At 65.1% G+C, this 25,221-nt stretch carries 21 protein-coding genes and 1 pseudogene; 18 read left to right on the top strand and 4 right to left on the bottom strand.

Annotated elements, in window-relative coordinates:
* Nucleotides 1-19 precede the first annotated feature (19 nt).
* The 12 genes from smpB (at nt 20) to P1IM2_RS09980 (ending at nt 13,575) form a co-directional block, all read left to right on the top strand.
* On the top strand, nt 20-505 hold the full coding sequence (gene smpB, locus P1IM2_RS10035) for an SsrA-binding protein SmpB (protein WP_062902814.1): 486 nt from the start codon (nt 20-22) through the stop codon (nt 503-505).
* Nucleotides 502-1,116, top strand: a complete 615-nt coding sequence (locus tag P1IM2_RS10030) for a DUF2062 domain-containing protein (RefSeq protein WP_186402356.1) — start codon at nt 502-504, stop codon at nt 1,114-1,116. Before smpB ends, P1IM2_RS10030 begins: the two co-directional genes overlap by 4 nt.
* A gap of 96 nt (nt 1,117-1,212) precedes the next feature.
* Nucleotides 1,213-3,273, top strand: coding sequence for a M13 family metallopeptidase (locus tag P1IM2_RS10025; protein ID WP_260833971.1), 2,061 nt, complete (start codon nt 1,213-1,215; stop codon nt 3,271-3,273).
* Nucleotides 3,274-3,344: 71 nt separating this feature from the next.
* On the top strand, nt 3,345-5,744 hold the full coding sequence (locus tag P1IM2_RS10020; RefSeq protein WP_186402543.1) for a response regulator: 2,400 nt from the start codon (nt 3,345-3,347) through the stop codon (nt 5,742-5,744).
* Entirely contained in the window at nt 5,737-6,090 is a 354-nt protein-coding gene (locus P1IM2_RS10015; protein WP_186402355.1) for a response regulator, read from the top strand. Before P1IM2_RS10020 ends, P1IM2_RS10015 begins: the two co-directional genes overlap by 8 nt.
* 122 nt (nt 6,091-6,212) lie before the next feature.
* The gene (gene recA / locus P1IM2_RS10010) at nt 6,213-7,289 is read left to right on the top strand and encodes a recombinase RecA (RefSeq protein ID WP_003050311.1); all 1,077 of its coding nucleotides are present in this window, start codon (nt 6,213-6,215) and stop codon (nt 7,287-7,289) included.
* Nucleotides 7,290-7,494: 205 nt separating this feature from the next.
* Nucleotides 7,495-8,310 (top strand): agmatinase family protein, encoded by an 816-nt coding sequence (locus P1IM2_RS10005; RefSeq protein ID WP_186402354.1) that lies wholly within the window; start codon nt 7,495-7,497, stop codon nt 8,308-8,310.
* Between the two features lie 12 nt (nt 8,311-8,322).
* Nucleotides 8,323-8,946, top strand: coding sequence for a glutathione S-transferase family protein (locus P1IM2_RS10000; protein WP_186402353.1), 624 nt, complete (start codon nt 8,323-8,325; stop codon nt 8,944-8,946).
* Nucleotides 8,947-8,959: 13 nt separating this feature from the next.
* Nucleotides 8,960-9,526 carry a hypothetical protein gene (locus tag P1IM2_RS09995; RefSeq protein ID WP_234179862.1) on the top strand — a complete coding sequence of 189 codons (567 nt, stop codon included), beginning with the start codon at nt 8,960-8,962 and terminating at the stop codon, nt 9,524-9,526.
* 108 nt (nt 9,527-9,634) lie between these two features.
* Nucleotides 9,635-10,369, top strand: coding sequence for a hypothetical protein (locus tag P1IM2_RS09990; RefSeq protein ID WP_186402351.1), 735 nt, complete (start codon nt 9,635-9,637; stop codon nt 10,367-10,369).
* A 51-nt stretch (nt 10,370-10,420) separates the two neighbouring features.
* Nucleotides 10,421-13,075, top strand: coding sequence for an alanine--tRNA ligase (gene alaS, locus P1IM2_RS09985; protein WP_186402350.1), 2,655 nt, complete (start codon nt 10,421-10,423; stop codon nt 13,073-13,075).
* A gap of 11 nt (nt 13,076-13,086) precedes the next feature.
* The gene (locus P1IM2_RS09980) at nt 13,087-13,575 is read left to right on the top strand and encodes an SRPBCC family protein (RefSeq protein WP_186402349.1); all 489 of its coding nucleotides are present in this window, start codon (nt 13,087-13,089) and stop codon (nt 13,573-13,575) included.
* A 106-nt stretch (nt 13,576-13,681) separates the two neighbouring features.
* Here the strand turns inward: P1IM2_RS09980 and P1IM2_RS09975 are convergent, their stop codons facing one another.
* Complete coding sequence (locus P1IM2_RS09975) at nt 13,682-14,095, bottom strand: holin family protein (RefSeq protein WP_186402348.1); 414 nt, start codon at nt 14,093-14,095, stop codon at nt 13,682-13,684.
* Between the two features lie 64 nt (nt 14,096-14,159).
* Nucleotides 14,160-14,726: pseudogene (locus tag P1IM2_RS09970) on the bottom strand (glycoside hydrolase family 108 protein).
* Nucleotides 14,727-14,794: 68 nt separating this feature from the next.
* On the opposite strand from P1IM2_RS09970, the gene P1IM2_RS09965 reads away from it, so the two are divergent.
* Together P1IM2_RS09965 and P1IM2_RS09960 are read left to right on the top strand one after the other, a co-directional pair.
* Complete coding sequence (locus tag P1IM2_RS09965; protein ID WP_186402346.1) at nt 14,795-15,772, top strand: NADPH:quinone oxidoreductase family protein; 978 nt, start codon at nt 14,795-14,797, stop codon at nt 15,770-15,772.
* 131 nt (nt 15,773-15,903) lie between these two features.
* Nucleotides 15,904-16,251, top strand: coding sequence for an EF-hand domain-containing protein (locus P1IM2_RS09960; RefSeq protein ID WP_133058461.1), 348 nt, complete (start codon nt 15,904-15,906; stop codon nt 16,249-16,251).
* A 75-nt stretch (nt 16,252-16,326) separates the two neighbouring features.
* On the opposite strand, the gene P1IM2_RS09955 is transcribed toward P1IM2_RS09960, so the two are convergent.
* Both P1IM2_RS09955 and P1IM2_RS09950 read right to left on the bottom strand, forming a co-directional pair.
* Nucleotides 16,327-18,024, bottom strand: coding sequence for an N-acyl-D-amino-acid deacylase family protein (locus P1IM2_RS09955; RefSeq protein WP_186402345.1), 1,698 nt, complete (start codon nt 18,022-18,024; stop codon nt 16,327-16,329).
* Nucleotides 18,017-18,640 (bottom strand): helix-turn-helix domain-containing protein, encoded by a 624-nt coding sequence (locus P1IM2_RS09950; RefSeq protein WP_062765817.1) that lies wholly within the window; start codon nt 18,638-18,640, stop codon nt 18,017-18,019. The genes P1IM2_RS09955 and P1IM2_RS09950 overlap by 8 nt, the downstream gene beginning before the upstream one ends.
* A 180-nt stretch (nt 18,641-18,820) precedes the next feature.
* Between P1IM2_RS09950 and P1IM2_RS09945 the strand changes: the two genes are divergently transcribed.
* From P1IM2_RS09945 to P1IM2_RS09930, 4 genes are all read left to right on the top strand, one after another.
* Nucleotides 18,821-20,761, top strand: a complete 1,941-nt coding sequence (locus P1IM2_RS09945) for a serine hydrolase (protein WP_234179866.1) — start codon at nt 18,821-18,823, stop codon at nt 20,759-20,761.
* A complete protein-coding gene (locus P1IM2_RS09940; RefSeq protein ID WP_222103021.1) occupies nt 20,761-21,771 on the top strand; it encodes a dipeptide epimerase in 1,011 nt (336 codons plus the stop codon). The genes P1IM2_RS09945 and P1IM2_RS09940 overlap by 1 nt, the downstream gene beginning before the upstream one ends.
* Before the next feature lie 88 nt (nt 21,772-21,859).
* The gene (locus P1IM2_RS09935) at nt 21,860-23,014 is read left to right on the top strand and encodes a dipeptidase (protein ID WP_186402344.1); all 1,155 of its coding nucleotides are present in this window, start codon (nt 21,860-21,862) and stop codon (nt 23,012-23,014) included.
* Between the two features lie 4 nt (nt 23,015-23,018).
* Nucleotides 23,019-25,205 carry a TonB-dependent receptor gene (locus tag P1IM2_RS09930; protein WP_186402343.1) on the top strand — a complete coding sequence of 729 codons (2,187 nt, stop codon included), beginning with the start codon at nt 23,019-23,021 and terminating at the stop codon, nt 25,203-25,205.
* Nucleotides 25,206-25,221 lie beyond the last annotated feature (16 nt).

The following is a 25,221-nucleotide window of genomic DNA, read 5'->3' as shown; positions in this document are numbered from 1 at the left end:
CTCGAGGTTTTCTTCATTCATGGCCCGTCCGCAATCCGCCCCCGAATTCGACAAGAAGAAGGTCGTCGCCGAAAATCGGCGGGCGCGCTTCGACTATGCCATCGACGAGGTTTTCGAGGCGGGGATCGCGCTGCAGGGCACCGAGGTGAAATCGTTGCGCTTCGGCGAGGGGACGATCGCCGAAAGCTATGCCGAAGTCGCCGGCGGCGAGGTGTGGCTGATCAACGCCAACATCCCCGAATTCAGCCATGGCAACCGTTTCAATCATGAACCGCGCCGACCCCGCAAGCTGCTGCTCAACACGCGCGAGATCAATAAATTGCACGCGGCGGTGGCCCGGCAAGGGATGACGCTGGTGCCCTTGAGCGTATATTTCAACGGACGCGGGCGCGCGAAGGTCGAACTCGCGCTCGCCAAGGGCAAGAAGGCGCACGACAAACGCGAGTCGATCAAGGAACGCGACTGGAAGCGCGACAAGCAGCGATTGATGAAGGAACGGGGATGAGCGGGGGGAAGCCGCGCGACAAGGCGGCGGTGATGAACTGGATCAAGCGCCACTCGCCGTCGCGTGAGGAGCTGCTCGAAAGCCGGTTCGTCAAGCCCTTTGCCCATCGCGTCGCGCATAGCCATTTGTGGCGCTTCACCCGCACCTCGGTGCGCCGTGGCACCGCGCTCGGCCTGTTCGTCGGCATCTTTTTCCTGATCCCTGGCGCGCAGATACTGGGCGTGGCAATGCTCGCGCTGCCTTTCCGTGCCAATATTCCGATCGGCGTCGCGATGACTTTCCTGTCCAACCCCGCGACGACGCCGCTGCTGATCGCCGCGGCGGTTTGGCTCGGCAATGATCTGTTCGGGCTGCATGCGAATGTCGCGACCTTCTCGATCATGATCGACAAGGGCGCATCGGTCGGCGAATGGGCGCGGTGGCTGTTGTCCGACGCTGCGCCGGCTCTGATCGCGGGCCTGTTCGTAATCTCGGTCGTCACCGCGGTGGTCGGCTTCCTGCTCGCGGCGGTAATCTGGGACAATTGGATCCGCCTGCGCTGGCGGCGCAAATTGCGCCGCGCGCGCGACCAACGACTTGAGTCATCGACGAGCGACACGGCGGCCGGTTGATCGCAGGCCGCCAGCTTTTATAGCTGTCTCCATCGCAGGATCCGCGCCATTCACGGTGCGGAGAATCATGTCCTGCCCGTCAACCTGGGGATAATCATGACACGTATGACGCATTCTTCGCGCCTGATGGCGACCGCCGCGCTGGGCGCGATGCTGTTCGGCATGGCGCCGGCGGTTTCGGTTTCGGCCAAGGAGCAGACCGCCGCCTCGGCCAAGGCCGACAAGCCCGAAATCGGCGATTTCGGCTTCGACACGACCGGCATGGACAAGAGCGTGCTGCCCGGCAACGACTTCTACGCCTATGCCAATGGCACCTGGGGCAAGAACACCGCGATCCCGGCGGACAAGTCCAACTATGGCATGTTCACCGCGCTTGCCGATCTGTCGCAAAAGCGCACGCAGGAGATTCTCGAAGCGGCGAAGGGCGATCCGGGCAGCATGATCGGACGCGCCTATGCCTCCTATCTCGATTCGGCGTCGGTCGAGGCGAAGGGGCTTGCCCCGATCCAGCCGTGGCTCGCGAAGATCCGCACCGTCGACAAACCGGGCCTTGCCGCGTTGCTCGCCGAAGCCGACCGCAACGGCGTATCGCACTTCTTCGGCGGTTATGTCGGGCAGGACGACAAGAATCCCGACGTCTACATCTACACGATGTTCCAGGGCGGCCTCGGCATGCCCGATCGCGACTTCTACCTGAAGGACAATGAGCGCAACGCCAAGCTGCAGGCGGCTTACCTCAAGCATCTGGAAAATGTCCTGACGCTGGCAGGCGAACAGGACGCCGCGGCGCGGGCGCAGGCAGTCTATGCCTTCGAAAAGCAGATCGCGACGGTCCATTGGGACAAGAATGACAGCAGCGACGCGACCAAGGTCTATAACAAGATGACGCTTGCCGAACTGGAAAAGGCGGCGCCGGGCTTCGACTGGACGACCTTTGTTCGCGGCATCGGCGTCAAGGAAGGCGCGCTGCTCGTGTCGCAGCCGAGCGCCTTCACCGGCGAGGCGAAGCTGATTGCCGACGCGCCGATCGGCGTGCTGCGCGACGCGCTGCTCGTCCGCAGCCTCGACGGCTTTTCGGACGTGCTGCCCGATGCGGTCGCGAAGGAAGCCTTCTCCTTCTATGGCACCGCGCTGTCGGGAACGCCGCAGATGCAGGAGCGCTGGAAGCGCGCGGTCGATTTCACGACCGGCAATCTGGGTGAAGCGGTCGGCAAGGATTATGTCGCGAAATATTTCCCGCCAGAAACCAAGGCGGAAATGGACAAGCTGGTCAAGAATGTCATCGCGGCGCTCGGCCACCGCATCGACAATCTTGCGTGGATGCAGCCCGAAACTAAGGTGAAGGCGAAGAAGAAGCTGGCCAATTTCACGACCAAGATCGGCTATCCCGATCGCTGGAAGGATTATGGATCGCTGGAGATCCGGGCCGACGACCTGTTTGGTAACGCGCTGCGCGCCAACCAGTGGCAGCATGACGACAATATCAGCCGTCTCGGCGGTCCGATCCGGCGCTGGGAATGGGGCATGACCCCGATGACGGTCAATGCCTACGCCAATTTCGGCATGAACGAGATCGTCTTCCCGGCCGCAATCCTGCAGCCGCCCTTCTTCGATCCGAAGGCCGACCCGGCAATCAACTATGGCGGCATCGGCGCGGTGATCGGCCATGAGATCAGCCACCATTTCGACGACCAGGGTTCGAAATATGACGAAACCGGCAAACTCGCCGACTGGTGGACGCCCGAGGATGTGAAGGCGTTCGAAGCGGCGAGCAAGGCGCTCGTCGCGCAATATGACGCCTATGAAGTGCTGCCGGGCGAGCATCTCGACGGCACCTTCACGCTGGGTGAGAATATCGGCGATCTCGCCGGCCTCAACATCGCCTATGACGCTTACAAGGCGTCGCTGGGCGGCAAGGAGGCGCCGGTGATCGACGGGCTGACCGGCGACCAGCGCTTTTTCCTCGGCTGGGCGCAGGTATGGCGGCGCAACTATCGCGAACAGAATCTGTCGCAGCGCATTTCGACCGATCCGCATTCGCCCTCGATCCAGCGGACTTGGGTCTCGCGCAATCTTGACCCTTGGTATAAGGCCTATCAGGTTAAGCCGGGCCAGACGCTCTATCTGGATCCGAAGGATCGTGTTCGCATCTGGTGATGCGCTGACTGGGAAAGTGTGAATTGACCGCGCAGAGCCTGCCTTCCGCTGATACCGATTTCAGCAGGGGGGTGGGCGCTGCCGGTCCGCTTTCCGCAATTCAAGGGCTTTCCCGGATCGACCTTGCGCTGCTCGGCGGCCTCGCGCTGGTGTCGGTCGGGCTGTTGTTCTGGGCCACCGGCGACGCGGTGCTTGCCGCCGGTTTCCTTGCCGGACTCGCGCTCGCGGCGGGCGGCATGATCCTCGCGCGGCGTCTGTTTCCGGCGGCCGCGGTGGGCGAGGCGGCGCCGACCGATTGGTCGATGCTGCGCGCCGCGGTCAATCATGACGATATTGCGATTGCGATCACCGACCGGGCCGGACGCCTCGTCTGTGCGAACGACCTGTTCGCGACATGGATGGGCGGCTTCGTCACGCCGCCGGGCCTGCCGCTCGAAGGGCGCGGCGCCGAGCTGCTCAAAAATGCGGGCCGGACCGCGTGGCGCGAAGGTGAGGGCGGGGTCGATGAAATCGCAGTCGGGCCCTTGCAACTTCGTGCACAAGTGCTGCGATCGGGGCAGGCCGAAGACTATCTCATCTGGCGCTTTTCGGCCCATGAACGGCTCGATCTGGCAGGAGAGATCGTCCGCCACCTCGACGGACCCGCAGGGCGCACGTTGGCTCAGGCGGGGGTGATGGCGGCGCTGGTCAGTGCCGAGGGCCGGTTGCGCGTTGCCAATCAGGCGTTTCTTTTGCGCGCGCTCGGCGAAGAGGATGCGCTGCATTATGCGGGGCGCGATGTCGCCGGTATGTTGCGGCTCGATGATGCCGGTGCGCTCTATTTTGCGCGTGAGGGCGATCGGGCAACGCCGGTGCGGATGCTGCAAATCCCGCTGACGCCGGCCGATACGCACGGGCCGATGCTGCTCGCCATGCTCGACGAGGAGATCGGACCCGCCGATCGCGGCACGGCGCAAAGCTATATCGAAACGCTGCTGTCACTGCTGCCCTTCGGGCTTGCGCTCGTCGATCGCGACGGGCGCTTTCTGTACATGAACCGCGCTTTCATGCGCGCCGCGGGCGTCGCCGATGGCAAGAGGCCGCGCTACCCCGGCGATCTTGTGGTCGGCGAGGACAAGGGACCACTCGCCGACATGATCCGCCGTCACAGCAGCGGGCAGCAGGTCGGCGGCGATCTGTCGATCCGGCTGGCCGGACAAGGCGACGAACCGGTGTCGATGCGCGTCGTCGGCGTGCGCGGGCTGGGCGAGGCGGCGGTTCTGCTTAGCCTCAAGGATTCGAGCGAAGAGTCGCGCCTCAAGCGGCAGGTGGCGCAGGCATCGAAGATGCAGGCGGTCGGCCAGCTTGCGGGCGGCGTCGCGCATGATTTCAACAATATCCTGACCGCGGTGCTCGGAAGCTGCGATCTGATGCTGATGCGGCACACGCCGGGCGACAGCGACTATGACGATATTCAGCAAATCCGCAGCAACGCCAACCGCGCGGCGAGCCTGACGCGGCAGTTGCTCGCCTTTTCGCGCCAGCAGACGTTGCGGCCGCAGATATTGCAGCTTCCCGACGTGATTTCGGAAGTGTCCCATCTGCTCAAGCGGCTGATCGGCGATACGGTGCAATTGTCGGTGCATCATGGCCGCGGGCTGGGTGCGGTGCGCGCCGACCCCGGGCAGCTAGAGCAGGTCATCATCAACCTTGCGGTCAATGCGCGCGACGCGATGTCCGGCGGCGGGACGTTGACGATCGAAACCTATCCCGTTTCCGCCGCTGAAGTGCGCCAGATGGGCAATGAATTCATGCCGCCCGCCGATTACAGCGCGCTGAAGGTCAGCGATACGGGGACCGGCATTCCGGCCGAAGTGCTGCCTAAAATTTTCGAACCCTTTTTCACGACCAAAGATGTCGGCAAGGGGACAGGACTGGGACTGTCGACGGTCTATGGCATCATCAAACAATCGGCGGGCTTTATCTTTGCCGACAGCAAACCGGGCGCGGGGACCAGCTTCACCATTTACCTGCCGGTCCACCGAGCCGAAAGCGGCGTGCCGGCAACGCCGCCGCCGGCTGCGAAGGCGAAGAAAAGCCAGTGGGGCACGGGTACCATCCTTCTCGTCGAGGACGAGGATATGGTGCGGGCCGTCGCCGAACGGGCGCTGACCCGCGCGGGTTATACGGTCGCTACCGCTTCGCAGGGCGAAGAGGGGCTTGAACGCTTCGCCGCGATGGACAAGATTGACCTGGTGATCAGCGACGTTGTGATGCCGACGATGGACGGGCCGACGATGATCCGCGCGATGCGCGCCAAGCGGGCGAACCTGCCGGTGCTGTTCATGTCGGGCTATGCCGAGGAGCAGTTGCGCCAGTCGATCAACATCGATGATGTCGCCTTCCTGCCCAAGCCCTTCTCGGTTGCGCAGCTTGCAGAAGCAGTATCGATGGCGCTCGACGATGCGGCGCATAGGGTGGGTCATGGCTGAAGACAGGTTGATCCTGCTTGTCGAAGACGATGTCCTGATCGGCATGATGCTCGTCGATATGTTCGACGCGCTCGGCTATCCCGAACCGGCGCAGGCGACGACCAACGAGGAAGCGCTCGCGGTAGTCGCGTCGCAGCCGGTGGCGGGCGCACTCGTCGATATCAACCTGGGCGACGAAAAGGGATGGCCTGTCGCCGATGCGCTGGCGGAGCGGGGGATTCCCTTTGCCTTCACGTCGGGCGGCGGCGACGTGATTCCCGCGCCGCATGCGAACCGCAAGCTGGTGACGAAGCCGTTCCGTATCGCCGAAATCGAGGCCGTTCTGAATGGTTTTTTCGGGAAATAGCGCGCGCCTCGCCGATAGCGCAAAAATATTTGTTCTCCACTTGTTCCTATAGAACAAATAGCGTACACAGCTCTGGCGTTGCGGTGGTTCTGCCTTCGCTCTAGAGCTGGAAAGGAACGGTCATGGCCGGACAATTATCACTCGTCGAATCGGGGAAATCAGTGAACAGCACAGACAGGCAGAAGGCGCTCGACGCCGCACTCGCGCAGATCGATCGCGCGTTCGGCAAGGGCTCGGTGATGAAGCTCGGATCGAAGGAAGCGATGCAGGTCGAGGCGGTCTCGACCGGATCGCTCGGGCTCGACATCGCGCTCGGCGTCGGCGGTCTGCCGCGTGGCCGCGTCATCGAAATCTACGGTCCCGAAAGCTCGGGCAAGACCACCCTCGCGCTGCATTGCATCGCCGAAGCGCAGAAGACCGGCGGAACCGCGGCTTTCGTCGATGCCGAACATGCGCTCGATCCCGTCTATGCGAAGAAGCTGGGCGTAAACATTGACGAGCTGATCGTGTCGCAGCCCGATACGGGCGAACAGGCGCTTGAAATTGTCGATACGCTGGTGCGCTCGAATGCGATCGACGTGCTCGTCGTCGACTCGGTCGCCGCACTCGTCCCGCGCGCCGAAATCGAAGGCGAGATGGGCGACAGCCATGTCGGCCTTCAGGCGCGCCTGATGTCGCAGAGCTTGCGCAAACTCACCGGCTCGATCAGCCGCTCGCGCTGCATGGTGATCTTCATCAACCAGCTGCGCATGAAGATCGGCGTGATGTACGGCAATCCCGAGACGACGACGGGCGGCAATGCGCTCAAATTCTACGCCTCGGTCCGCCTCGATATCCGCCGCACCGGCCAGATCAAGGACCGCGACGAAATCGTCGGCAACACCACGCGTGTCAAAGTCGTCAAGAACAAGGTCGCGCCCCCGTTCAAGCAGGTCGAATTCGACATCATGTACGGGCAGGGCATTTCGAAGATCGGCGAAATTCTCGACCTCGGGGTCAAAGCCGGTCTCGTCGAAAAATCGGGCGCCTGGTTCAGCTATGATTCGATCCGCATCGGTCAGGGCCGCGAAAATGCGAAGAATTTCCTGACCGAAAATCCCGAACTGATGGAACGGCTCGAAAAGGCGATCCGCAGCCGCACCGATGCGGTGGCCGAAGAGATGATGACCGGCCCCGACGCGGACGACGACGATATCTAATCCGGATCCGGCGAGCCGTCGCAATACGGCTCGCCGGCGAACGGCGGCGGGTCCGTGCCTCTCCGGCACGCCTCCTTGGATCTGCCCGACCCCTCTCTTGGCAGGTCGGCCCGGCCGCCGTTGACCATGCCGCCGCTGACCATGCTGGCGGGGCATGTACCGCATCCCGGCTTGCGTGTTCAGGGGCAAGGACTACACAGGCTCGATGCCCGCGATCCGCCTTTTCGGTTTGCCGACCGACGTCAACAGTAGTTTCGAACGCGGCGCGGCGGGCGGGTCTGCGGCGATCCGTGCGGCGCTGCGCAGCGATCGCGGCAATATGGCAAGCGAACTCGGTCCCGAAATCGGCACGGATATCGCCTTCACTGACGATGGCGACCTGCCGCTGACCGAGCATGTCGCACACGACGATGCCGCGATCCGGCGCCATGTCGCGATGCTGCACGAGGATGGCGAAATTCCGCTCGCGCTCGGCGGCGATCATGCGGTGACATTTCCGCTCGTCGAAGCCGCCGCCGCTTGTTTCGGTCCGCTCAACATCCTGCACATCGACGCGCATCCCGACTTGTACGACGACTTCGGCGGCAATCCGCGCAGCCATGCGTCGCCCTTTGCCCGGATATGCGAAGCGGGCCATGCCGCGCGGTTGGTCCAGGTCGGTATCCGCACGTTGAATCGCCATTGCGCCACGCAAGCCGATCGCTTCGGCGTCGAGATCGTCCCGATGGCGGGCTTGGTTCCCGAAGCGGTGCCGGTGCTGAGCGGCCCGCTCTATATCTCGATCGACCTCGACGGGCTCGATCCGTCGGCGGCGCCCGGCGTCGCGCATCCCGAGCCCGGCGGGCTGACAGTGCGCGAACTGCTCGCGGTGCTGCACCGGCAGTGCGCGCCGATCGTCGGCGCGGACATCGTCGAACATCATCCGGGCCGCGACATCGGCGGCGTGACCGCTATTGTCGGCGCCAAGCTGGTGCGCGAGCTGGCGGCGTTAATCGATCGCAACGGATATTGGCGAGGATAAGAGGAGAATGCGATGAGCCTGATCGTCCACCATCTGAACAACAGCCGGTCGCAGCGCATATTGTGGCTGCTCGAGGAAATCGGCGCTCCATACGAAATTCGCCACTATCAGCGCGACGCCGTTACCAACCTCGCGCCGCCCGAGCTGAAAGCCGTCCATCCGCTCGGCAAATCGCCGCTGCTCGAGGACGACGGGCGGGTGGTCCAGGAATCGGGCGCGATCGTCGAATATTTGTGCGAGCGCCATGGCGGTGACGCCCTGATCCCGCCGCGCGGCACCGACAATCATGTCCGGCACCTCGAGCTGCTGCACTTTGCCGAAGGTTCGGCCATGACTCCTATTCTCCTCAATCTCTATGTTGCCCGCCTCGGCGATACTGCGGCGCCGCTGCGACCGCGGATCGACGAACAGCTCGGCGCGCATTTCGCCTATCTCGAAAGCGAGATCGGCGACGCCGGGCATTTCATCGGCGGTCGCCTGTCGGCTGCCGACATCATGCTGAGCTTCCCGGCCGAGGTTGCGGCGATGAACGGTGCCGATCGCTATCCGCGCCTCGCCGCCTTCGTCGCGGCGTGCCACGCGCGCCCCGCCTGGCAGCGCGCGCGCGAACGCGGGGGCGATTATTTTGTCTTTTGATCGCCGGTTTGGCGTGCTGCTCCTGACCGCACTATTCACAGCGGCGACCCCGCTGGCGGCCGCGCCGCCCGTTCTGGGGCCCGAGGTCGAGCGCGACGTCGTGGTACCCGCGGGCAAGAGCTTCGAGCCCGCCCCAGCCGACGAGGAGGGCGCGATCGACCGCTTCACCGGGTTCACGATGGCGTTGGCGAAGCGCGACTATGAGGCGGCCTATGCGATGCTGCGCCTGTCGTTTCAGGCGTCGAACCCGCGGCTGGAATGGGAGATGAACCTGCGCAAGCGGGCCGCGCTGTGGGCCGATGGCACGCTGCGCATCCTGCGCCTGACCTGGTATGCCGACCCGGCGGGACAGCCGCCCGGCCTTTATGCCGCGTTCGATTTTCGCGGCGATCGCAAGGATGGCACGATGGATTGCGGCTATGTCGTCGTCCATCGCAGCGCGCCCGGTGCCGCCTTCACCGTCGTGCGCGTCGATACGTCGGAAGTGCCGCCTGACCTGCTCGAGGACGGGGTACCCAAGGCCGACGTGCTGCATCAGCTTCCCTGCTATCTGGGCAAGGGCATCGCGACCGCCTTTTGAGCGCAGTGGCGCTGAGCCAGCCCACATCGGACTTGCGGCGCGCGCCCGTTGTCCGCAATATCGGCCCGCGGTCATCCGATCGACGGAAGGCGGGGGGAGTTCGGGGTTATGGCAGGTCTGCTATTGGCGCTGTTGCTTGCGGGGGCGGGCGAGCCCGCAATTCGCGTCGAGAAGCTTGCCGCGGGTGGTTTCAGCGCCGATGTCGCCGATATCGAGGCGGCGCGGCTGACGACGACGATGGAAGAGGTCCAGCGGATTGCGGCGCAGCGCTGCGGCAAGATGAAGGTGCGTTTCGGCCGGTATAATTTCGACAGCCGCGTCGATACGACCCGCAATGTCATGATGATCGAAAACCTGCGGCAGAAATTCTTCTGCTACGATCCCGCGACCGATCCCTACAAGCCCGTTCCGCCGGACTGGAAGGCGAGCGACGCCGATACGGCGGCGGCGACCAGCTTTGTGACGCGCTTCCTCGACCGGCTCGATCGCGGCGATCAGGCCGGGATCGCGATGATGGACCCACTGGCGGAAATCACGCCGAAGGACTGGGCAAACCTGCATGCCGGCGCCACGCAGTTCCAGACCGGCGACGGATCGATGACGCCGCAATTCGTCGCGTGGAGCAACAATCCGGATGGCGCCGCATATCCCGGCGCCTATGTCCTGTTTTCGGTGCTCGACGATCATCCGGGGATTGCCGGAACGTGCGGCGGGATATTGGTGCAGCGCGTTCGCGAAGGCGAATATCGCATCGCCCAATATGATGTGCAGTTCATCTCGCAGGCGCTGGTGAACCAGCAGGGGTTGACCGGGCAGCAGCTCGACCGGCTCTGCCAGCGCTGATGCTGCGCGTCTGTGCTTGAGTAACGGACGATCCGGCACTAGATCGCGCGCATGACATCGACCAACGACATCCGCCGCTCGTTCCTCGACTATTTTGCCGGGGCCGGCCACCATATCGAACCGTCGGCACCGCTGGTGCCGTTCAATGACCCGACGCTGATGTTCGTCAACGCGGGCATGGTGCCGTTCAAGAATGTCTTCACCGGGCTGGAGAAGCGTCCGTACAGCACGGCCGCGTCGTCGCAGAAATGCGTTCGCGCCGGCGGCAAGCACAACGATCTCGACAATGTCGGCTATACGGCGCGGCATCATACATTCTTTGAAATGCTGGGGAATTTCTCCTTCGGCGACTATTTCAAGGAACAGGCGATCGACCATGCCTGGACGCTGGTTCACAAGACCTGGGGCCTGCCCGCCGACAAGCTGACCGCGACCGTCTATCACACCGACGACGAGGCGTTCGACCTGTGGCGCAAGATTGCGGGTCTTCCCGAAGAGCGGATCATCCGTATCCCGACGAGCGACAATTTCTGGTCGATGGGCGACACCGGTCCGTGCGGGCCGTGCAGCGAAATCTTCTACGACCATGGCGACCATATCTGGGGCGGCCCGCCGGGATCGCCCGAAGAGGATGGCGACCGCTTCATCGAAATCTGGAATCTGGTGTTCATGCAATATGAGCAGATGCCGGATGGGCAGCGGGTCGACCTGCCGCGCCCGAGCATCGATACCGGCATGGGTCTGGAACGCATTGCGGCGGTGATGCAGGGCGTCCACGACAATTACGACATCGACACGTTCAAGGCGCTGATCGCAGCGTCGGTCGACCTGACCGGCGTTGCCGCCGAGGGCGGAAGCCAGGCGAGTCACCGTGTCATCGCCGACCATCTGCGCGCATCGAGCTTCCTGATCGCCGACGGCGTGCTGCCGTCGAACGAAGGGCGCGGTTATGTGCTGCGCCGGATCATGCGCCGCGCGATGCGGCACGCGCACCTGCTCGGCGCCAAGGATCCGCTGATGTACCGACTGCTCCCGGCGCTGACGACCGAGATGGGCGCCGCCTATCCCGAGCTGATCCGCGCGCAGGCGCTGATCGCCGAGACGCTGGAGCGCGAGGAGGTCAAGTTCCGCCAGACGCTCGACAAGGGGTTGCGGCTGCTCGACGAGGCAACCGTGGGCATGGGCAAGGGCGCGACGCTGCCCGGCGATGTCGCCTTCAAGCTCTATGACACCTTCGGCTTTCCCTATGACCTGACCGAAGATGCGCTGCGGGCGCAGGGTATCGCGGTCGATCGCGCGGGCTTCGATGCGGCGATGGCGCAGCAGAAGGCAGCGGCGCGCGCGGCATGGAAGGGCAGCGGCGAAAGGGCGTCGGATGAAATCTGGTTCGACCTTGCCGAAGCCAATGGCAGCAGCGAGTTCACCGGCTACACCTCGACAGAGGGCGAGGGCGAGGTGATCGCGATCGTCAAGGACGGCCAGCCGGTCGAGACCGCCGAAGCCGGCGACACGGTGGTCGTGCTGACCAATCAGACGCCCTTTTATGGCGAAAGCGGCGGCCAGATGGGCGACGCGGGAACGATCACAACGCTGGAAGGCGCCAAGGCCAATGTCGAGGATACCGGCAAGCCGCTCGGCCGGCTGCACACGCATCAGGCGAAGCTGGAGGCGGGCAAGCTGAAGGTCGGCGACACTGTGCATCTGTCGGTCGATGCCGCGCGCCGCGATCGCATCCGCGCCAACCACAGCGCGACGCACCTTGTCCACGCCGCGCTGCGCAACCGTCTGGGTGCGCATGTCACGCAGAAGGGCAGCCTGGTTGCCGAGGATCGTTTCCGGTTCGACTTTTCGCACCCCAAGGCGCTGACGCCGGAGGAAATCGCCCAGATCGAAGCCGATGTGAACGCGCAGATCCGGGCGAACGAACCCGTCTCGACGCGGCTCATGACCCCCGAGGACGCGATCGCAGCGGGGGCGATGGCGCTCTTCGGCGAGAAATATGGCGACGAGGTGCGCGTGCTCAGCATGGGCAAGGGCGACGAGCATAGCTATTCGGTCGAACTGTGCGGCGGTACGCACGTGCGGGCGCTGGGCGACATCGCCTTGTTCAAGATCATCAGCGAAAGCGCGGTTTCGTCGGGCGTCCGGCGTATCGAGGCGCTGACCGGCGAGGCGGCGCGCCAGTGGCTGCTGGGCCGCGACGAGGCGCTGAAGTCGGCGGCGGCGGCGCTCAAGACCTCGCCCGACGAGGTGCCGGCGCGCGTTGCCGCGATGGCCGAGGCGCTGAAGAAAGCCGAACGCGAGCTGGCCGACGCGAAGAAGGCGCTGGCGCTTGGTGGCGGCGGTGCGGGCGGCGGAGCGGCTGCGGGTCCGGCGATCGAACAGGTCGGCGATGTCGCCTTTCTGGCGCAGGTCGTCGAGGGGCTCGATCCCAAGGAACTTCGCGGCACGGTCGATGGCCTCAAGAAGCAGGTCGGCAGCGGCGTCGCGATGCTCGTCGCGGTCAATGATGGCCGCGCGTCGGTCGCGGTTGGCGTGACCGACAACAAGACGGGCAGCCATAGCGCCGTCGATCTGGTCAAGGTCGCGGTTGCGGCGCTCGGCGGGCAGGGCGGCGGCGGCCGTCCCGACATGGCGCAGGGCGGCGGCCCGAACGGCGGCGCGGCGGACGACGCCGTCGCGGCGGTCAAGGCCGCGCTCGCCTGAAACGGTAGGACGTGAAACCGACAAAGAAGACGCGGCGCACCGATCATGCCGAGAGGCTGATCGCCGCGCCGCTGGTCGATGTGTTCGCGGCCTTTACCAGCGCCGAAAAACTGGCGCGCTGGCTTCCGCCCGAGGGCGCGACGGGCGCATTCGAGCATAGCGATCTGCGCGAGGGCGGCGGGTTCCGCCTGCGCCTGACCTTCGACGACCCCGATGTCGAGACCAAGAGCGACGATGACAGCGATCTGGTCGCGGTGCACATCCCGGTGCTCGATGACGGGCGGCTGATCGTGTGGGAGGTCGAATTCGTGTCGGATGATCCCCGCTTTTCGGGCACGATGGCGATGCACTGGTATCTGTCGCGCAAGGGCGGCGGGACGCTGGTCACGGTCGATGCGCATCATGTGCCGCCGGGGATTTCGGCGAAGGATCATGAGGCGGGGCTGACGTCGTCGCTGGCGAAGCTGGCGGCGGTGGTGGGAGAAAGAGCGGCCAGTTAATAGCGACCTGTATCCCCGCGAAGGCGGGGATCCATCATCCGGCAGTGCCGGAGATGGGTCCCCGCCTTCGCGGGGACACACAATTGAGAGCAGGGCTTGGAAAGGTTCAGTCCTCCCCCCCTTTCGCTTTCCCCCATGCGCGGGCGGCGGTGTAGCCGAGGTAGCCGGTGCCGAAGAGCGCGTAGAGCGGTTCGGGGATGCCGGCGAGATAGGCGTTCATGCCCTCTGCGATGCCCTTTGCCATGTCGGGGCGCGTCGCGGCGATCAGGCCCATCGGGATCGCCCACAGAAGCAGCGTATACATGACGTAGAGGAAGCTGGGCCGCGCGCGGCTGGTCCAGGGGTCGGTGCTGTTCGCTTCGGCGACGATCGCGGTCATCCGCGTCTTGATCGCCTCCATTTCCTGGCTGCCCTCGAGCTTCAGCAGTTCGAGCTTGGCGCGGTCGCGCGCTTCGGGGTCGGGGATGATCTTGTCGATCAGCTTGGCGACGGGGCCGATCAGGCCTTCGATGATGCTCATATTTGCAGATCCTTTTGCTGGAAGTTGTCAAAGTTCACGGTACGTCCCGGTATGATGATACTCATCAGCCGCCGCCGATGCGGTTCGCGAGCCAGCCGTAGAGAAATGCCTCCTGGCTCGGGCGGCGTTCGGCGAGCGCGATGTAGCGTTCGCCCTGCAGCGCCTGCATCGCGCGCAGCAGCACGGTTTCGCCGCCCTTGCCGCGCGCTTTCGGAAAACCGTCGAGCGCTGACAGCGTGCGCGGGCCGATGGCGCGGTCGACCATGATATCGGGATAGTCGCGCGCCGTGCGGTTGAGCGCGTTGCGTGCGCGCTGGAGAACGCCAGTGGCGATCGCAGTACCCATGTGACGCCGGTATCTAACGGTTCGGCCGCAATGCGCGGCGCGCGCGGCGATGCGATCGAAGGCGGGGCGCAGCCAACAGATGCGGCGACAGATGGTGGCCGCCTCGGCGCGGGGCAGATCGCGCATCGGCCCCGTATAGCCCTGCGCCCGCGCTACGGCATCGGTGATCCCCCGGCGCGTCGGGCCGCCGCAATCGGCGGGGTGGTTTACATATCCGCCTTCGCGGTCGATGAGGGCATCGATCAATGCGTCAATCGCAAGGCGGGGCAGGTGGGCAAGTGACATGATTCGCTTCTTTGGTTCACTGAGATATTGAAACGAACCATATTGGAATATTGTAGGAAAGGATTTTCATGCGCGCGCTGCAAGTGAGCCAATTGGCGCCCGATCACGCGGGTTGCGCGATCGCCGACCTGCCGCGACCCGAACCCGGGCCGGGCGAGGTGCGGGTGCGGGTGCGGGCAGCAGCAGTGAATTTTCCCGACCTGCTGATGACGCGCGGCGCCTACCAGCTCAAACCCGAGCTGCCCTTCGTGCCGGGGCTGGAGTTTTCGGGTGAGGTCGATGCGGTGGGCGCGGGCGTCGAAGGCTGGGCGCCCGGCGATGCGGTGATCGGCGGCAATCGTTTTGGCGCGATGGCCGAATATTGCATCGTTCCGGCGGCGACGCTGCGGCGCAAGCCCGCCGCGCTCGACTGGGCGGCGGCGGCGGCCTGTCCGGTCGCCTATCTGACGGCCTATGTCGCGCTCGTCCGCTGCGCGCGGGTCGCGCCCGGCGACTGGGTGCTGGTCCACGGCGCGGCGGGCGGCGTCGGCCTGGCGACGGTCGATCTGGCGCGCCGGCTGGGCGCGCGGGTGATTGCTGCGGCAAGCAGCCCCGCGAAGCGCGACGCCATTGCCGCGCTTTACGCACCCGACGCGGTGATCGAGGCGGCGCCCGGTTTTCGCACGACGGTTAAGGCGTTGACGGAGGGGAGGGGCGCCGATGTCATCTTCGACCCGGTCGGCGGCGATGTGTTCGACGAATCGACGCGCTGCATCGCCTTCGGCGGCCGCTTGCTTGTCGTCGGCTTTGCATCGGGGCGGATTCCCGAGATTTCGGTCAATATCCCGCTGATCAAGGGCTTTTCGGTCGTTGGGGTGCGCGCGGGCGAATATGGCCGCCGCTTTCCCGAGCGCGGGGCCGAGAATATCGCCGCAATCGACGCAATGGCGGAGAGCGGGGCGATCCGCCCCCATGTCCACGCCGTGCTCGATCTTGCCGATTGGCGCGCGGGGTTTGCCATGCTCGAACGGCGCGAGGTGGTGGGGAAGGTCGTGCTGACGCCCTGACGAGCGGGCGCGGCGGCGCTTTGGCCCGCGACTGCGGCACCACGGCGCAACTGGCATAGTTTTGCGACAAACCATGGGTCATTGAGCCGCGGGGTGCCCGGCGCTTTGCCGCCCATAGTGAAGGACGACATGTGAGAAAATTTCTGACGATTGCCGCGCCGCTGATGCTTGCAATACCGGCCGCGCACGCGCAGCCGCCGGCGCATAATGGCGAACGCATGTTCGCGATGATGGACGCCAATGGCGACGGCAAGCTCGACAAGGACGAGATCGCGAAGATGATGCAAATGCGCGCCGAGCGCATGGGCGAGCCATCGATGGCGACGCCCGAGCGGGTCGATGCGCTGATGAAGCGGCTCGACACCAATGGCGACGGCTTCGTCGACAAGGCCGAAATGGAAGCGATGCGCAAGGCGCGCGCGGCCGCCCCGCCGCCCGAAGCGCCCGCCGACGGCGCCGATCAGAGCGAATCCAACTGAAAAGACTGAATTGAACGGGGCCGGCGGCGGTTTCGGCCGCCGCCGGTCAATCACCGCCAATCAATGCGCGCGCGATCAGGAGCAGCGCTTCCAGCCCGATCCGCGTACTGCCTTGCCCGGGGTCGCGCCGGTCGGGTCGCCGCCGCGCAGCACCGCTGTACCGTTGACGAACACATCGCGCACGCCGGTCGCATATTGGTGCGGCTTTTCGAAGGTCGCGCGGTCGCCGACGGTCGCCGGATCGAAGATCACGACATCGCCGAAATAGCCGGGGCGCAGCGCGCCGCGATCCTGAAGGTTGAGGTTGCCCGCGGGGAGCGAGGTCAGCCGCCGCACCGCCTCTTCGAGCGGGATCAGCTTTTCGTCGCGAACATAGCGGCCGAGCAGGCGCGCGAAATTGCCGTAGGTGCGTGGGTGGGCGCCCGATTTCAGGAACACGCCCTCGGCCGCCTGCGATGCGGCGTCCGAGCCGAAGCTCATCCAGGGAAGCTGGATTTGGCGCCGGACATTTTCTTCCGACATCAGGAAATAGACGGTCCCGACGCGCGAGCCATCCTCGACGACAAGGTCCATCGCGGTTTCCTCGGGCGATTTTCCGCGCATCGCCGCCACTTCGGCCAGCGTCTTGCCGGTGAGCGGCTTGAGCGCGTCATTCTTGAAGCCGGTCAGGATCATCTTGTCGGCACCCGCGCCGATGTAGAGATTCTCCCAGTCGCTGCCCGGCCTTTTCATTTCGGCCGCGACGCGGGCGCGGATCGCCGGATCCTTCAGCCGCTCGATCCACGCTTCCAGTCCGCCCGCCTGAACCCAGGTCGGCATGGCGGCGTCGAGCCCGGTGGCGCCCGCGGTATAGGTGTACATGTCGGCGGTGATCCGCGTTCCCGCGGCGCGCGCCGCCTCGATCTTCGCTACGACGGGCGCGAATTTGTCCCAGTTCGCGCGGCCGGCCATCTTGAGGTGATAGATTTCGGCCGGCGCGCCCGACCGGCGCGCGATGGCGATCAGTTCGTCGACCGCTTCCTCAAGCCGGTCGCCTTCCGAGCGCATGTGACTGATATACATGCCGCCGCAGCGCGCCGCCTCGCTGGTCAGCGCGACGAGTTCGTCGGTCTCGGCATAGGAGCCGGGGGCATAGATCAGCGAACTGCCGACCCCCAGCGCGCCTTCGTCCATCGCCTGACGGACGAGCGCGCGCATCCGCGCGAGCTGTTCGGGGGTGGGATCGACATCGCCTTCGCCCAGTTCGTGCACGCGCACTGTCGCCGCACCGACGAAGCTCGCGACATTGGGCGCAATGCCGCGCTTTTCGAGATAGGCGAAATAATCGCCCAGCGTCGTCCAGCTGATGTCATATTTGATATCGCCCTGACGCTCGGTCTCCTGCGCCTTCATCGTCGCGTTGAACGGGCCCATCGACCAGCCTTCGCCCATCACTTCGAGCGTCACGCCCTGGCGGATGTCGCTGAGGCTGCGCGGGTCGGCGATCAGCGATTCGGTTGCCCAGCTCAGCATGTTGATGAAGCCGGGCGCGACAGCCATGCCCTTTGCGTCGATCTCGGTCCGGCCGCGGCCCGCGACCGTGCCGACCGCGACGATGCGGTCGCCCTTCAGCGCGATATCGCCAACGACGGGGGCGGCGCCCGAGCCGTCGTAGAGCGTCCCGCCGCGGATGACGACGTCATAGGCAGGGGCCGCGCCGCGCGCGCCGGCCGAGGCCGAAAGGAGCAGCGAGCTGGCGAGCAGCGCCGCGACGAAGGGCGAGCGGCTATGCATGGAGGCTCATCAGCGAATCCATCAACCCTTCGTCGGCGCTCGAGCAGACGCCGAGGACCAGCGCCTCGTCGCAGCCGTCGGCGACGACATAAGCGTGACCCATGGACGAATCGATATAGATGCCCTGACCCGCGTCGAGGACCACGGGATCGTAAAATTCGCTGTGCACTTCGATCCGTCCTTCGATGACATAGATGAACTCCTCGCCCTGGTGGTGGACGAGCTCGCCGAATTCGCTCGCACTGCGCGCGCGGATGCGCGTGATGATAGGGATCATGCGCTTTTGCCGCAGGTCGGTGCAGAGATAATGATAGTCGTAATTGTCGGTGGTGACGCGAACCGCGGTGTCGATGGTGCCGACGCTGCGCCGGCCGGTGACGCGCGGCGCGCTGTCCCCCGCATCTTCGGCGAACAGGTCGGACATGCGGATGTTGAGCCGCTGGCTGAGCTGTTGCAGCTTGTCGTAGCTGAGCGTCAGCCGGTCATGTTCGACCTTCGACAGCGTCGATACCGGGATGCCCGAGCGCGCGCTCATTTCCTTGAGCGTCCAGCCATTTCGGGTGCGAATTCCCCGCATGACCTCGCCGAGCGTCGGGGGATTCGATCGGGATGTCATCGGGTCGGTCCATTCCTCATTTGACAATTTTCCAATCAGGATCATTATGTCCGCATTGGGTCACTTATTGCTGACCCTTGGTAAGGCGTCTCGCGGCTCGCTGCAAGCATGTCGCGCGGCGCGCCGGATAAGGGGGATAAAGCGATGCGTTTCCTTCGCAAGCTTATGATAGGATTGGGAGTGCTGGCGGCCGTCCCGCTGGCCGCGCAGGGGCCGGTGCAGCAGATTGCCGCCAAGCCGGCGGAGCAGACGCCGGCCGTGCCGCCGCCGCCCGCGGGCGCGGCCAAGCTCGACGCCGCCGATGTCGAGGCGTGGCTCGACGGTTTCATGCCCTATGCGCTCGCGCGCGGCGAGGTTGCCGGTGCGGTCGTCGTCGTGGTGCGCGGCGGCGGCACGGTGCTGCAGAAGGGCTATGGCTTTGCCGATGTCGCGTCGCGCAAGCCCGTCGATCCCGCGACGACGCTGTTTCGCCCCGGTTCGGTGTCGAAGCTGTTTACCTGGACCGCGGTGATGCAGCTTGTCGAAGCCGGTAAGCTCGACCTCGATAAGGATGTGAACACCTATCTCGATTTCAAGATTCCGCCCTTCGAGGGCAAGCCGGTGACGCTGCGCAATATCATGACGCACACCGCGGGCTTTGAAGAATCGATCCGCTATCTGATCAGCAGCGATCCCAAGGCGGTGATGCCGCTGAAGGATTATGCGCGCGAAGCGCTGCCCGCGCGGGTTTTTGCGCCGGGAAGCACGCCCGCCTATTCCAACTATGCGACCGCGCTGGCCGGATACATCGTTCAGCGCACCAGCGGCGAATCCTTCGATGATTATATCGATCGGCACATTTTTGCGCCGCTGGGCATGAAATATGCGAGCTTCCGCCAGCCGCTGCCGGCCGCGCTCGCGCCCTTCATGTCGAGCGGCTACCGCGTGATGACCGACAAGGCCAAGCCCTTCGAAATCGTCGTGCCGGCCCCCGCGGGCAGCCTGTCGGCGTCGGGCGGCGACATGGGCAAGTTCATGATGGCGCATCTGAACAACGGCGGCGTGCTGCTGAAGCCCGAGACGGCGAAGCTGATGCACGATTACAAGGCGCCCGGCGTCGGCCCGCTCAACAGCATGGCGCTCGGCTTCTACGAACAATGGGTCAACGGGCATCGCGCGATCGCGCACGGCGGCGATACCGAATGGTTCCACAGCTATCTGTGGCTGTTCCCCGATTCGGACATCGGCTTGTTCGTGTCGATGAACAGCCCCGGCAAGGAAGGCGCAGCGGGCGCGATCCGCAGCGCGCTGTTCCACCAGTTCGCCGACCGCTATCTGCCCGGCACGCCCAAGCCCGGACAGGTCGATGAAAAGACTGCGCGCGACCATGCCGCGATGCTGGCCGGCCATTATGTGTCGAGCCGCGGGTCCTTCACCAATTTCATGAGCCTGTTCGGCCTGCTCGGCCAGGCGCAGATCGTGGTCGGAACCGACGGCAAGATCGCGATGCCCGCGCTCGACGGGCTGAGCGCCGGACCGCGCGACTGGGTCGAAGTCGAGCCCTTTGTGTGGCGCGACACCGGCACCGGCGAACGGCTCGCTGCCGAGGTCAAGGACGGACGCGTCGTGCGCATCAGCCTGGATGCCGCGTCGCCCTTCATGGTCTTCTGGCCGGCCCCGGCGGGCGAAAATGTCGCCTGGCTGAACCCGGCGCTGATCGCAGCGCTGCTGCTCGTGCTGCTTGCGGCGCTCGCGTGGCCGGTGCGCGCGCTGGTCCGCCGCAGCTATGGCGCGACCTTTGCGCTCGAAGGCCAGGCGCGGCGCGCGTGGCGGCTGTCGCGGCTGTTCGCGTGGCTCGTCATCGCGGCGGTCGCCGGATGGGCGATGTTCATCGTCACCTTCTCGGGCGATATCGGGAGCGTCGGCGGCCCGCTCGACTGGCTGATCATCCTGCTGCGCGTGCTGACGCCGATCGCCAGCCTTGGCCTGTTGGCGACGAGCGCGTGGCACCTGTGGCTGTGCATCAAGGACAAGCGCCGCTGGACGATGAAGCTGGGGGCGGTGCTGTTGCTGCTGTCGGCGCTGGTGCTCGTCTGGCTGACGCTGCACTTCCACCTCTATGGCTTCGGCATGGTCTACTGATGACGGCCGATGTCATGACCGGACTGACGCTCGACCTTCGGGTCGAGCGTTTTCCCTATCACCAGCCGTTCCGCATCGCGGGCCATGTGTTCACCGAGACTGCGCTGCTCGTCGCCACCCTGTCCGACGGCCGCCATGAGGGCCGCGGCGAGGGGGCGGGGGTTTATTACCTCGGCGACGATATCGACCATATGCTCGCCGAAGCGACGCGGGTGCGGCCCGCGATCGAAGGGGGCGCGACGCGCGAGGATCTGCAGCATCTGCTGCCCCCCGGCGGCGCGCGCAACGCGATCGACTGCGCCTTCTGGGATCTCGAGGCCCGGCGTGCGGGCAAGCCCGTCTGGGAATTGGCCGGGCTCGACCCGCCGCGCGCGCTGCGCTCGACGCTGACGCTCGGCGCCGACAGCCCCGAAGCGATGGCCGCCGCCGCGCTGGCGATCGACCCGCACGCGCCGGTGAAGGTAAAGCTGACGGGCGAGGTCGACCTTGACGCGGCGCGCATCGCCGCGATCCGCGCGGCGCGGCCGCATGCGTGGATCGGCGTCGATGCCAATCAAGGTTATGACCGCGCTACGCTGGGCGATCTGTTGCCGCTGCTCGTCGCGCATCGCATCGCGCAGCTCGAACAGCCGCTGCGGCGCGGGCGCGAGGCCGACCTCGACGGGGTCAAGCGGCCCTTGCCTTTCGTTGCCGACGAAAGCGCGCTGTCGCTCGCCGACACCGCCTCGCTCGTCGGGCGCTTCGATGTCGTCAATATCAAGCTCGACAAGTGCGGCGGGCTGACCGAGGGGCTGGCGATCGCGCGGCAGGCGCGGCGGTTGGGGCTCGACGTGATGGTGGGCAATATGATGGGCACCAGCCTGTCGATGGCGCCATCCTACCTCGTGGGGCAGCTCTGCGACATCGTCGACCTCGACGGGCCGACGTTCCTCGCGCGCGACCGCGAGCCCGGCGTCACCTATCGCGACGGCAAGATCCATTGTCCGCCGAGCCTGTGGGGTGGCGGCTGATATGAATTTTCCTGTCCTAAATGGGTTGACAATTTTCTGATTAGGACAATAGTCTTGAAAATGAAATTTTCTTGAGGTGGAGGGTGGAATGACCGCGTCATTCCCGGCGACGCGCCGCGCCTTTGTGGCGGGCGCGGTCGGGACAGCCTTGTCTGCGACGATCGCTGCGCCGATGATCGGGCGCGGAGCCTATGCCTTCGCGGCGACGCCGGCGCGCAGCTATTCGACGCGCGCCGTCGATCTGGTCGCCGCCTCGCTGGTGATCGACATGCTCGCGCCGCTCAAGATCACGATGGCAGCCGATTATATCGCGCACCGTCTGACCGATGCCGAGGCGGGGGAGTTTCGCGCGAGCGGGATCACGGGCTTCCACAACAGCTTCGGTCTGGGCGGCCCCGATGCGCGGGCGCAGGCGATGGAATATATGGCGGGGTGGCAGGGCTTCGTCGGGCGCAACGGCCATGTTTTTTCGCTCGTCGACACGGTGGAAGACCTCGACAGGGCAAAGGCGATGCGCAAATGCGCCGTCATCATGGGCCTTCAGAATGCCGACCAGTTCGACGGCGTCGAGGATGTCGCGGTCTTTCGCCGGCTGGGCCTGCGCTGCGCGCAACTCACCTATAACAGCCAGAACCGCATCGGGTCGGGCAGCACCGACCGTATCGATGGCGGGGTCAGCGACTATGGCGCGGCGATCATCGACGCGATGGAGCGGGCGAAGATGCTGATCGACGTGTCTCATTGCGGCGACCGCACCACGCTCGACGCGATCGCGCTCGCCAAGGGGCCGATCGCGATCACCCACAGCAATGCGCGCGCGCTGGTCGACCATCCGCGGGTCAAGACCGACGAGGCAATCAAGGCGCTCGCCGCCAAGGGTGGGGTTATGGGGATCACCGGAGTGCGGATGTTCGTCCGCGCGAGCGACCCCACCAATGTCGGCCATATGGCCGATCATATCGACCATGTCGCCAAGCTGGTCGGGATCGAGCATGTCGGCATCGGGTCCGACGCCGACCTCAACGGCTATGACGACATGGCGCCGGAGGAATATGCGGCGCTGAAGGCAAGCTACAAGGACAGCTATGCCTTTCGCGACAAGATCGACATCGACGGTTTCGACCACCCGCTCAAGGTCTTCGACCTGACCGAGGAACTGATCCGTCGCGGCTATTCGGACGATAACATCCGCGCGGTGCTGGGGGGCAATTTCCGCCGCCTGCTCGCGCAAGTGTGGGGGTAAGGCGATGACACAGGGTCTTTGGATTGCAAGCAGCATCGCGGCGCTCGCGGTGGCGATGCCGGTGCAGGCGCAGGAAGCGGGCGGCGCGGAATATAGCGGCGAGATCGTCGTCACCGCCCAGAAGCGCGTGCAGAACGTGCAGGACGTGCCGATTTCGATCAGCGTGGTCGGCGGTGAGGATATCCAGCAGCAGGGTTCGGCCTCGCTCGTCGATTATGCCGGCTATGTTCCCGGCATGAACGTGAGCAACGGCGGCACGCCGGGGCAGACGACGATCACGCTGCGCGGCGTCGCACCGCTGAGCGCCGCGCAGACGGTCGGCATCTACCTCGACGATGCGCCGGTCGGATCGAGCGCGATCTACAATCGCGCGGGGGCCTTCACGATCGACCTGATGCCCTATGACCTCGATCGCGTCGAAGTGCTGAAGGGTCCGCAGGGCACTCTGTATGGTGCGAGCTCGATCGGCGGCCTTGTCAAATATGTCACGGTGCAACCCGACACGCATGAATTCCGCGTGCGCGCCGGGCTCGAGGGCTTTTCGATCAAGGATGCAGGCGGTCTCGGCTGGGGCGCGCAAACCTATGTCAACGTCCCGATCGCGCAGGACACGCTGGCGATCAGCGGCAGTTTCGCCTGGCGCAGGAGCCCGGGCTGGGTCGACAGCGTCAATAATTCCGGGCTGACCGATCAGAATGATTTCGAACAGCGCGGCGGCCGCGCGGCGTTGCTCTGGCAACCAACGCCGCAATTGAGCGTCAAGCTGGCGGGCATTTGGCAGTCGCTCAATTCGGACGGCAACGGCCTCTATGCCGCGGACCTTGCGGGCAACCGGCTCGGCAACGGCCATTCGTTCAACAATTATGTCCCCGAATCCTATGATATTTCGCTCGATTATTATTCGGCGACGATCGATTATGATTTCGGCGTGGCAACGCTGACCTCTGCGACCACCTACAGCAAGACGAAGAGCCGTCAGGTGCAGGATGCGAGCTATGCTTTCGGCGTACTCTTTCCGCTGCTTACGGATGGCGCCGTCGATCCGGGCATCACGCCGTTTTACCTCGACCTCGGGCTCAAGAAGTGGACGCAGGAAGTCCGGCTGACCTCGCCAAGCGGCGGGCGGTTCGAATGGATGATCGGCGGCTTTTTCACCGACGAGAAGACGAGCAACGCGCAGCTTGTGCGGTCCTATGACATGAACGGCGATCCGATCGCCGGGCTCGATCCGCTGGCGATCGTCGGGCTGCCCGCGACCTACAAGGAATATGCGATCTTCGGCAATGCGACGCTGAAGCTCGCCGAGCAGTTCGACGTGACCGGCGGGCTACGCTGGGCGCGCAACAAGCAGACGTTCCGCCAGATTAGCTCGGGCGCGATCGTGCCCCAGGCCGACGATCCGGGAAGCTCTGCAGAGAGCGTCTGGACCTTTTCGGTCAGCCCGCAATTTCACATAAACAAGGACGCAATGCTCTACGGCCGCGTCGCCACCGGCTACCGTCCGGGCGGCCCGAACGTCATCGTTCCCAATGTGCCCCCGACGGTATCCGCCGACCGCATGACCAACTATGAGGTCGGACTGAAGGCCGATCTGGCCGACCGGATGGTGACGGTCGATGTCGCCGCCTTCTGGATGGACTGGACCGACATTCAGGTCGTCCGCTCGTTCGGCGGGGTCAATGGCGGGGCCAACGGCGGCAAGGCGACGAGCAAGGGTTTCGAGGGCAGCATCGTCTTTCGCCCGGCGCCGGGCCTGACGATCAGCGCGACCGGCAGCTACACCGACGCCTCGCTGAGCGAGGATGTTCCCGAAATCAGCGGAGCGAAGGGCGACCGTTTGCCAGCGGTGCCGAAGTTCAGCGGCGCGCTCCGCGCCGACTACGACTTTGAGCTGGGCGGCAGCGCCAAGGGCAGCCTCGGCGCCGGCATCCGCCACGCGAGCAGCCGCTTGTCGCTGGTCGAAAGCGATCCTCTGACCGCGCGCGCCGAGCCGTATACCTCGGTCGACCTCAATGCGTCGGTGACGTGGGACGGCCATTGGACGCTGCGCGCCTACGCGCGTAACCTGTTCGACAACAAGGGCGAGATGGCGCGCTCGACGATGGCGGACGGGCTGAACCAGCCGAGCTTCCTGTCGATCTCGCCGTTGCAGCCGCGCACGATCGGCGTCGCGATCGACATGGCCTTTTGAACGAAAGCGGAGTGAC

The sequence above is a fragment of the Sphingopyxis sp. P1IMeth2 genome, assembly GCF_900185685.1.
In the GTDB taxonomy this organism is placed as follows: Bacteria; Pseudomonadota; Alphaproteobacteria; order Sphingomonadales; family Sphingomonadaceae; genus Sphingopyxis; species Sphingopyxis terrae_A.
This window is presented reverse-complemented; position numbering and strand designations above follow the sequence as displayed.

What these genes read in the sequence shown, in the direction of transcription:
- smpB (WP_062902814.1), top strand. Translation starts at nt 20, where the DNA reads ATGGCCCGTCCGCAATCCGCCCCCGAATTCGACAAGAAGAAGGTCGTC.
- P1IM2_RS10030 (WP_186402356.1), top strand. Translation starts at nt 502, where the DNA reads ATGAGCGGGGGGAAGCCGCGCGACAAGGCGGCGGTGATGAACTGGATC.
- P1IM2_RS10025 (WP_260833971.1), top strand. Translation starts at nt 1,213, where the DNA reads ATGACACGTATGACGCATTCTTCGCGCCTGATGGCGACCGCCGCGCTG.
- P1IM2_RS10015 (WP_186402355.1), top strand. Translation starts at nt 5,737, where the DNA reads ATGGCTGAAGACAGGTTGATCCTGCTTGTCGAAGACGATGTCCTGATC.
- recA (WP_003050311.1), top strand. Translation starts at nt 6,213, where the DNA reads ATGGCCGGACAATTATCACTCGTCGAATCGGGGAAATCAGTGAACAGC.
- P1IM2_RS10005 (WP_186402354.1), top strand. Translation starts at nt 7,495, where the DNA reads ATGCCCGCGATCCGCCTTTTCGGTTTGCCGACCGACGTCAACAGTAGT.
- P1IM2_RS10000 (WP_186402353.1), top strand. Translation starts at nt 8,323, where the DNA reads ATGAGCCTGATCGTCCACCATCTGAACAACAGCCGGTCGCAGCGCATA.
- P1IM2_RS09990 (WP_186402351.1), top strand. Translation starts at nt 9,635, where the DNA reads ATGGCAGGTCTGCTATTGGCGCTGTTGCTTGCGGGGGCGGGCGAGCCC.
- alaS (WP_186402350.1), top strand. Translation starts at nt 10,421, where the DNA reads ATGACATCGACCAACGACATCCGCCGCTCGTTCCTCGACTATTTTGCC.
- P1IM2_RS09975 (WP_186402348.1), bottom strand. Translation starts at nt 14,095, where the DNA reads ATGAGCATCATCGAAGGCCTGATCGGCCCCGTCGCCAAGCTGATCGAC.
- P1IM2_RS09965 (WP_186402346.1), top strand. Translation starts at nt 14,795, where the DNA reads ATGCGCGCGCTGCAAGTGAGCCAATTGGCGCCCGATCACGCGGGTTGC.
- P1IM2_RS09955 (WP_186402345.1), bottom strand. Translation starts at nt 18,024, where the DNA reads ATGCATAGCCGCTCGCCCTTCGTCGCGGCGCTGCTCGCCAGCTCGCTG.
- P1IM2_RS09950 (WP_062765817.1), bottom strand. Translation starts at nt 18,640, where the DNA reads ATGACATCCCGATCGAATCCCCCGACGCTCGGCGAGGTCATGCGGGGA.
- P1IM2_RS09940 (WP_222103021.1), top strand. Translation starts at nt 20,761, where the DNA reads ATGACGGCCGATGTCATGACCGGACTGACGCTCGACCTTCGGGTCGAG.
- P1IM2_RS09935 (WP_186402344.1), top strand. Translation starts at nt 21,860, where the DNA reads ATGACCGCGTCATTCCCGGCGACGCGCCGCGCCTTTGTGGCGGGCGCG.
- P1IM2_RS09930 (WP_186402343.1), top strand. Translation starts at nt 23,019, where the DNA reads ATGACACAGGGTCTTTGGATTGCAAGCAGCATCGCGGCGCTCGCGGTG.